Source organism: Thermosipho sp. 1244 (genome assembly GCF_018588215.1).
Lineage (GTDB): Bacteria > Thermotogota > Thermotogae > Thermotogales > Fervidobacteriaceae > Thermosipho > Thermosipho affectus.
In genome coordinates, this window is sequence record NZ_LNGA01000034.1 from 104,644 (window position 1) to 111,039 (window position 6,396).

General features: G+C 30.3%; 7 protein-coding genes. 6 read left to right on the top strand and 1 reads right to left on the bottom strand.

Features of this window, described 5'->3' with window-relative positions; genetic code table 11:
- Positions 1-3: 3 nt before the first annotated feature.
- Entirely contained in the window at positions 4-1,203 is a 1,200-nt protein-coding gene (locus AS157_RS09350; RefSeq protein ID WP_077288526.1) for an adenosylhomocysteinase, read from the bottom strand.
- Positions 1,204-1,378: 175 nt separating this feature from the next.
- Between AS157_RS09350 and AS157_RS09355 the strand changes: the two genes are divergently transcribed.
- From AS157_RS09355 to AS157_RS09380, 6 genes are read left to right on the top strand one after another with little or no spacing between them, the layout of a single operon-like run.
- Positions 1,379-1,891, top strand: a complete 513-nt coding sequence (locus AS157_RS09355) for a deoxycytidylate deaminase (protein WP_075665091.1) — start codon at positions 1,379-1,381, stop codon at positions 1,889-1,891.
- A complete protein-coding gene (locus AS157_RS09360) occupies positions 1,878-2,702 on the top strand; it encodes a 2-oxoacid:ferredoxin oxidoreductase subunit beta (RefSeq protein WP_077288527.1) in 825 nt (274 codons plus the stop codon). Before AS157_RS09355 ends, AS157_RS09360 begins: the two co-directional genes overlap by 14 nt.
- 4 nt (positions 2,703-2,706) lie before the next feature.
- Positions 2,707-3,309: a 2-oxoacid:ferredoxin oxidoreductase subunit gamma family protein gene (locus AS157_RS09365; protein ID WP_077288528.1), complete on the top strand. Its 603-nt coding sequence runs from the start codon at positions 2,707-2,709 to the stop codon at positions 3,307-3,309.
- Positions 3,233-3,748, top strand: a complete 516-nt coding sequence (locus AS157_RS09370; RefSeq protein WP_077288529.1) for a diacylglycerol kinase family protein — start codon at positions 3,233-3,235, stop codon at positions 3,746-3,748. The genes AS157_RS09365 and AS157_RS09370 overlap by 77 nt, the downstream gene beginning before the upstream one ends.
- Complete coding sequence (locus AS157_RS09375; RefSeq protein WP_077288530.1) at positions 3,730-4,767, top strand: protein-glutamate methylesterase/protein-glutamine glutaminase; 1,038 nt, start codon at positions 3,730-3,732, stop codon at positions 4,765-4,767. The genes AS157_RS09370 and AS157_RS09375 overlap by 19 nt, the downstream gene beginning before the upstream one ends.
- A 27-nt stretch (positions 4,768-4,794) precedes the next feature.
- Entirely contained in the window at positions 4,795-5,880 is a 1,086-nt protein-coding gene (locus tag AS157_RS09380; protein ID WP_077288531.1) for an S-layer homology domain-containing protein, read from the top strand.
- Positions 5,881-6,396 lie beyond the last annotated feature (516 nt).

Here is a 6,396-nt window from a genome sequence, read left to right on the forward strand (position 1 = left end):
CTTTCAAAATCCTTTCATATACTCCCTTTGGTTTTCATTTAAAACGTCAATCTCTATTCCCAGAGATTTTAACTTTAAATTAGCAACTTCCATATCCAATTCCTCAGGATAACCGTATACTTTGCTCTCCAACTTATCATGATTCTTTTTTAAATAAATTAACGACAAAGTTTGAAGGGCAAAAGATATGTCCATTATTTCTATTGGATGACCATCAGCTGCTGCCAAATTTACCAATCTTCCTTCACCAATTAGAAAAATCTTCTTTCCGTTAATTTTATATCCTTTGACATTTGGTTTTGCTTCAAATACAAATTCTGCGTTTTTTTCAAGCTCATCAACCGGAATTTCAACATTAAAATGCCCTGCATTTGCTAGTATAACACCATCTTTCATATTAACAATATCTTCGTATTTTACCACATCTTTCATTCCAGTTGAAGTAACAACTATATCTGCAATTTTTGAAGCTTCTGACATTTTCATGACTCTATAACCATCCATTAGTGCTTCTAAAGCTTTAACTGGATCAACTTCTGTTATAATAACATTTGCACCTAATGCTTTGGCTCTCATTGCTATTCCACGGCCACACCATCCATACCCAGCAACAACAACATTTTTACCTGCAATTAGTGTATTTGTGTTTCTCATAATTGAATCCCATGTCGACTGACCTGTCCCATATCTATTATCAAATAAATACTTCATACGAGCATTGTTAACTGCAATTACCGGAACCGATAGTATACCATTCTTTTCCAAATTTTTAATTCTTCGTACACCTGTAGTTGTTTCTTCGGAAATTCCCTTAAGATTTTTTAATAATTCTTTTCTTTCAGTATGTACAATAACACTCAAATCTGCCCCATCATCAAGAATTAGATCAGGATTGTAGTCAAGTACTTTATTAAGATTTTCATAATAAATTTTTTCATCGTTTGTTCTCTTTGCGTGAACAATTATCCCTAAATCCTTTAAAGCTTCTGCAACATCATCTTGGGTTGATAATGGATTACACCCAGTAACAAAAACTTCTGCTCCCAACTTTTTTAGAGTAATTGCCAAATAAGCTGTTTTAGCTTCCAAATGTATCGCCATTGTAATTTTTATCCCATCCAAAACCCCTTTATAATTTTTCTGCAAATAATTTAAAAGTGGCATATAATTTGAAACCCACTCAATTTTCTTCATACCAATCATACTATACCTCCCTATTTAATTTTTAACATTTTATATTTTATCACATATAAATGAAAATCTAACAACTCTTTACGCTTAGTCTAAAATAAAAATAGCTTTTTGCAGTATTTATGACTTGCTTTTAAAATTAAATATATTAAAATTTTTATAGACACCAAAACAAAGGAGTTTAAAAATGGATCTAAAAAAATATTTGGAAAATCTAAATGTATCTTCAAAAGGTACGCCACAAAAAAGTTGGGATGAGTATTTTTTAAAAATAGCGCTTATAATATCCACACGTTCGTCTTGTATCCATAGAAAAGTTGGAGCGGTAATTGTAAAAGATAAAAGAATCCTTGCAACTGGTTATAATCAACCTCCTTCTGGTTTTCCCCACTGTAATGAAATTAACTGTATAAGAGATGATTTAAATATCTCCTCCGGAAAAAACCAGGAAATTTGTTATGCACTTCATGCTGAACAAAATGCTTTAATGCAAGCTGCAAAATTTGGTATATCTACTGATAATTCCATAATTTACGTTACGCATAAACCTTGCTCCGTCTGTGCAAGACTTATAATAAACGCTGGGATAAAAAAAGTCATATTTATCAATGACTATCCCGATCCATTAACAGATTTTTTGTTTAAAGTATCAGAAATAAAAATTGAAAAATATGGAGGTGTAATAAATGAAGAGGGATGAACTTATCAAATATTTAAGAATTGATAGATGGCCAACCGTTTGGTGCCCAGGTTGTGGAAATGGAATAATAATGAAATCATTTATCCAAGCTACTCATGAATTGAATTTAGAAAAAGACAGAGTAGCAGTTATTTCTGGAATAGGTTGTTCTTCAAGAGCAACTGGATATTTAGATTTTAACACAATGCACACACTACATGGAAGAGCCATAGCATTTGCAACAGGGGTAAAACTTGCAAAACCAGATTTCAAAGTGATTGTAATGGGTGGTGATGGTGATTTAACAGCTATTGGTGGAAACCATTTTATACATGCTTGTAGAAGAAACATTGATTTAACCGTAATAGTGTTTAATAACATGATATACGGAATGACAGGAGGACAACACTCGCCAACAACTCCACATGAAAAAATTACTAGTACCATGCCTTATGGTAATATTGAAAACTCTTTTGATATTGTGAATCTGGCGCTATCTGCTGGTGCCACTTATGTTGCAAGAAGTACGGTCTATCATTATCCATTAACAGTAAAATATATAAAAGAAGCTATTACACACAAAGGAATGAGTATTGTAGAAGTTTTAACCAATTGTCACACTTATTATGGTAGATATAACGGAATGAAAAATGCTTGGGACATTCACAACTACATGAAGGAAAATGCAATTTTAAAATCCAAAGCTGAAAAAATGGATAAGAATTTACTAAAAGACAAAATAATAATTGGTGTTTTCAAAAAAGAAGAAAAACATGACTTTTATGAAAATTATAAAAAAGTTGTTGCAATATCAAAAAATTCGGAGGTGTAAATAAATGGAAATCCAAAGACCATTTTCAATTAGAATCGCAGGAATAGGTGGTCAGGGAAATCTAATCGCTGGTTTAACTCTAGCAAAGGCATTAGTGAAATCTGGCAAGTATGTTGTACAAACTCAAAATTATACTGCACAAGTCAGAGGTGGACCAAGTTATTGTGATTTACTAATTTCTAATAAACCTATTGATTTTCCAAAAGCAACTCTTTTCGATATATTGTTAATTTTACATCCTTTTATGATTGGACAGTGTAAAAATGTCAGAAATAATGGTATAATTATTATTGATGATACATATATCAAAGAACTCCCACTTGAATCATTTAGGATGACCAAAAGAAAGATAAATATACCTGCTTCAAAAATTGCACTTGAAAAATTTGGAAGCGAAATGTTTGCAAATATGATAATGTTAGGAGTTATTTCTAAAGCAACTTCAATAGTTAATATTGATTATTTAATTGAATCTATCAAAGAAAATATAAATCCAAAATACGTTGAAAAAAATATTGAGGCGGTGAAATATGGCACAACACTTACAGAAAAATTCTACAAACCAAGAATCGAAAGAAAAGTTAAAAGAACAATTGGGTTCGAATAATTTAAAAGAATCATTTTCACATGCAATCGAAGGTATATTAACAGCTATTTCTCAAGAAAGGAATTTAAGAATCCATTTTTTTGTAGGATTTGTTATACTATTTTTGACTTTATTTTTGCCAATTGATAAAAATAACTATATATGGATTTTTTTCGCTGTATTTTTTGTAATAATTTCTGAATTAATAAACACTTTAATCGAAAATTTGCTTGACTTGTTTATACCAGAATTTCATCCTATTGTTAAAATAATAAAAGATATCAGTTCTGGTATCGTACTTTGGGCTGCAATGTTTTCTGTAATTGTCGGTATTGCAATCATTGGGAATTTATTGTTTAATTGGGATATAATTATTGCGAAAATTTTTGGTTTTGGATTTGTTTCCTTATTCCCATTTATATATGTTTTAGGAGTGATAAGATGGAAGAAAAAAAGATAAAGATATTAATAGTTGATGATTCGGCTTTTATGAGAATGATTTTAAAAGATGTTATTGAAAAAGAAAAAGACATGAAAATCGTTGGAATTGCCAAAGATGGTCTTGAAGCAGTAGAACTTGCTATAAAACACAAACCTGACGTCATTACATTAGACGTTGAAATGCCTAAATTAAATGGAATTGAAGCATTAAAGGAAATTATGAAGCGTTCTCCTTCAAGAATAATAATGGTTAGTAGTCTTACAGAAGAAGGTGCTGATATAACTATAACTGCACTTCAACTTGGAGCGGTTGATTTTGTCACAAAACCTGCTGGAAGTATTTCAATGAATTTTAGAAAAGTAGCAGGGGAACTAATTGAAAAAATAAGAAATGCCATGAAAATTGACGTTAAAGCTCTATCACGAAAAATCACTTACAGTCATAAAACATTTAGTGTCAAATCTTTAGTTTCCGGAAAAATCGTTGTTATTGGTTCATCAACTGGTGGGCCAAAATCATTAGACCAGGTGATTCCACCACTACCTTCAAATTTTCCTGCGCCAATAATTCTTGTTCAACATATGCCCGCCGGATTTACAAAATCACTTGCAAATAGATTGAATAAAATTTCAAATTTAAATGTTAAAGAAGCTGAAGAGGGAGACATACTAAAACCTGGGTGGGTGTATGTTGCTCCTGGCGATTACCACCTTGGAATAAGATTACATGATAAAAAAAGTATAGTCTATCTTGAAAAAAGCGAGAAAATTAATAACGTTAGACCTGCAGTCGATTTTACATTGGATAAGGTTGCAGAAATATACAAGGAAAAAACAATATCTGTTATTTTAACTGGAATGGGTAAAGATGGTACAAAAGGTGCATTCAAAGTGAAATACTACAAAGGAATTGTTATTGCTGAATCAAAAGAAACTTGTGTAGTATACGGTATGCCAAAATCAGTGGTTGAAGAAGGATACGCAGACTTTGTATTGCCCGCATATAAAATACCAGAAAAACTAGTTGAAATAATTTAGGAAAATAATTTAAGGAGGTGTGAATTTATGAAAAAGCTTTTCGTTTCATTTTTTATATTGGCATTGTCTGTATTTTATTTTGGGGCCTTTAAAGATGTTCCAGTAAATCACTGGGCATATGATGCTGTAAATGAACTAAGTAAATTAGGAATTGTTAGTGGAATGCCTGATGGAACTTTCCAAGGGAACCAAGGAATGACGCGTTATCAAGTTGCTGTTGCACTTTATAGAATGATGAATTATATCCAATCTCAAATTGACAAGGCTGTTTCCAATACATCAAATGTAAGTAAATTACGAGAGCAGATTTTAACACTTTCTGATATTGTAAGCACAGCAATGAACAAGATAGAAGATTTATCTTCTTTAAAAGATTCCGTTCAGATTGTATCTTCAGATGTTAGCGAACTTAAAACGTCATTAGTTAATACTAAAAATGATGTAAAAAGTTTATCAATCGATATCTCATCATTAAAGAATAAAGTAGACGAATTAAATAACAAAATTACTATTTTAGAAAGCAAAATGCTTAATGAAGATATAAACAAATACTTGTCTCAAAAAGTTGACCTTGATAAGTTTAACAAATTATCATATGAGTTTGATAACTTTAAAAAGCAAACTGAAAATAAACTTGATGCATTAAATGGTGATATAGTTACTATAAAGACAGAAAACAGCAATATGCAGAAAACAATTGATACTCTAAATAATAACTATTCAAGCCTTGAAGAATATTTAAATGCTAAAACCAAAGCCTTGGATACAAGAATTTCTACTATTTCTGGTGATGTTACTCAGTTAAAAGTTGATTTTCAAACATTCAAATCAGATTATGATATTACAGTACAAACGTTTAATAAAAAGATTGAAAAATTAAATCAAATCGTAAGTAATTATGAAACTACTTCCACAGTTGTTGAAAATTTAAATAAAAATTACTCAACCTTAAAATCTACAACCGAAAGCAAAATCGATGAACTATCTCAGGAAATAAACGAAATAAAAAATTCAAGTAATTCTACGTCTTCAACTTCAACTATCGCGTTAATCATATCGATCTTATCAGGCGCAGTCGCTGGTATAGCTTTATATTTAACAATAACCAATTAATACATAAAACCATAACAATATCCCACTGGAGCAAAAAACAATAAAAAAGCACCCCCAAAGCAGCAAAATAAAACTGACAAGGGGGTGTTTTTTTTTTGCAAAGAAAGTACAAAATTTTTGTATTCTCCTAAAATAAAAGAAAAAATCATTTGAATTTCCCTTTGGAATTGCTCAAAGCAGAGTTCGTTTGCAGATTAATAAATAAAAATGTAAAATATCATCTATTTCAAAAATCACATATTACTGAACGTAGTACAAAAAAGCAATGACAAAGAACTTAAAGAAAAAATTAAAAAGACATATCTCAAATACAATGGTGTTTACGGATATCAGTAAGTATACATATTAAAGAAGTGAGAATAATAAATAATAATCTTTCAAAAAACACATACTAAATCTTTAAATTACTAAACATTACCAAGTACTACAAAAAATCATCGCTTATGTTTTTAACCAATAAAATTAAATATCTATTACAAATAACACAAAATAATAAAAAAGGTGTTTCCTAAGAGG

Excerpts from the sequence above, each read along its gene's own strand:
- AS157_RS09350 (WP_077288526.1), bottom strand. The coding sequence starts at position 1,203 with ATGATTGGTATGAAGAAAATTGAGTGGGTTTCAAATTATATGCCACTT.
- AS157_RS09355 (WP_075665091.1), top strand. The coding sequence starts at position 1,379 with ATGGATCTAAAAAAATATTTGGAAAATCTAAATGTATCTTCAAAAGGT.
- AS157_RS09360 (WP_077288527.1), top strand. The coding sequence starts at position 1,878 with ATGAAGAGGGATGAACTTATCAAATATTTAAGAATTGATAGATGGCCA.
- AS157_RS09365 (WP_077288528.1), top strand. The coding sequence starts at position 2,707 with ATGGAAATCCAAAGACCATTTTCAATTAGAATCGCAGGAATAGGTGGT.
- AS157_RS09370 (WP_077288529.1), top strand. The coding sequence starts at position 3,233 with ATGGCACAACACTTACAGAAAAATTCTACAAACCAAGAATCGAAAGAA.
- AS157_RS09375 (WP_077288530.1), top strand. The coding sequence starts at position 3,730 with ATGGAAGAAAAAAAGATAAAGATATTAATAGTTGATGATTCGGCTTTT.
- AS157_RS09380 (WP_077288531.1), top strand. The coding sequence starts at position 4,795 with ATGAAAAAGCTTTTCGTTTCATTTTTTATATTGGCATTGTCTGTATTT.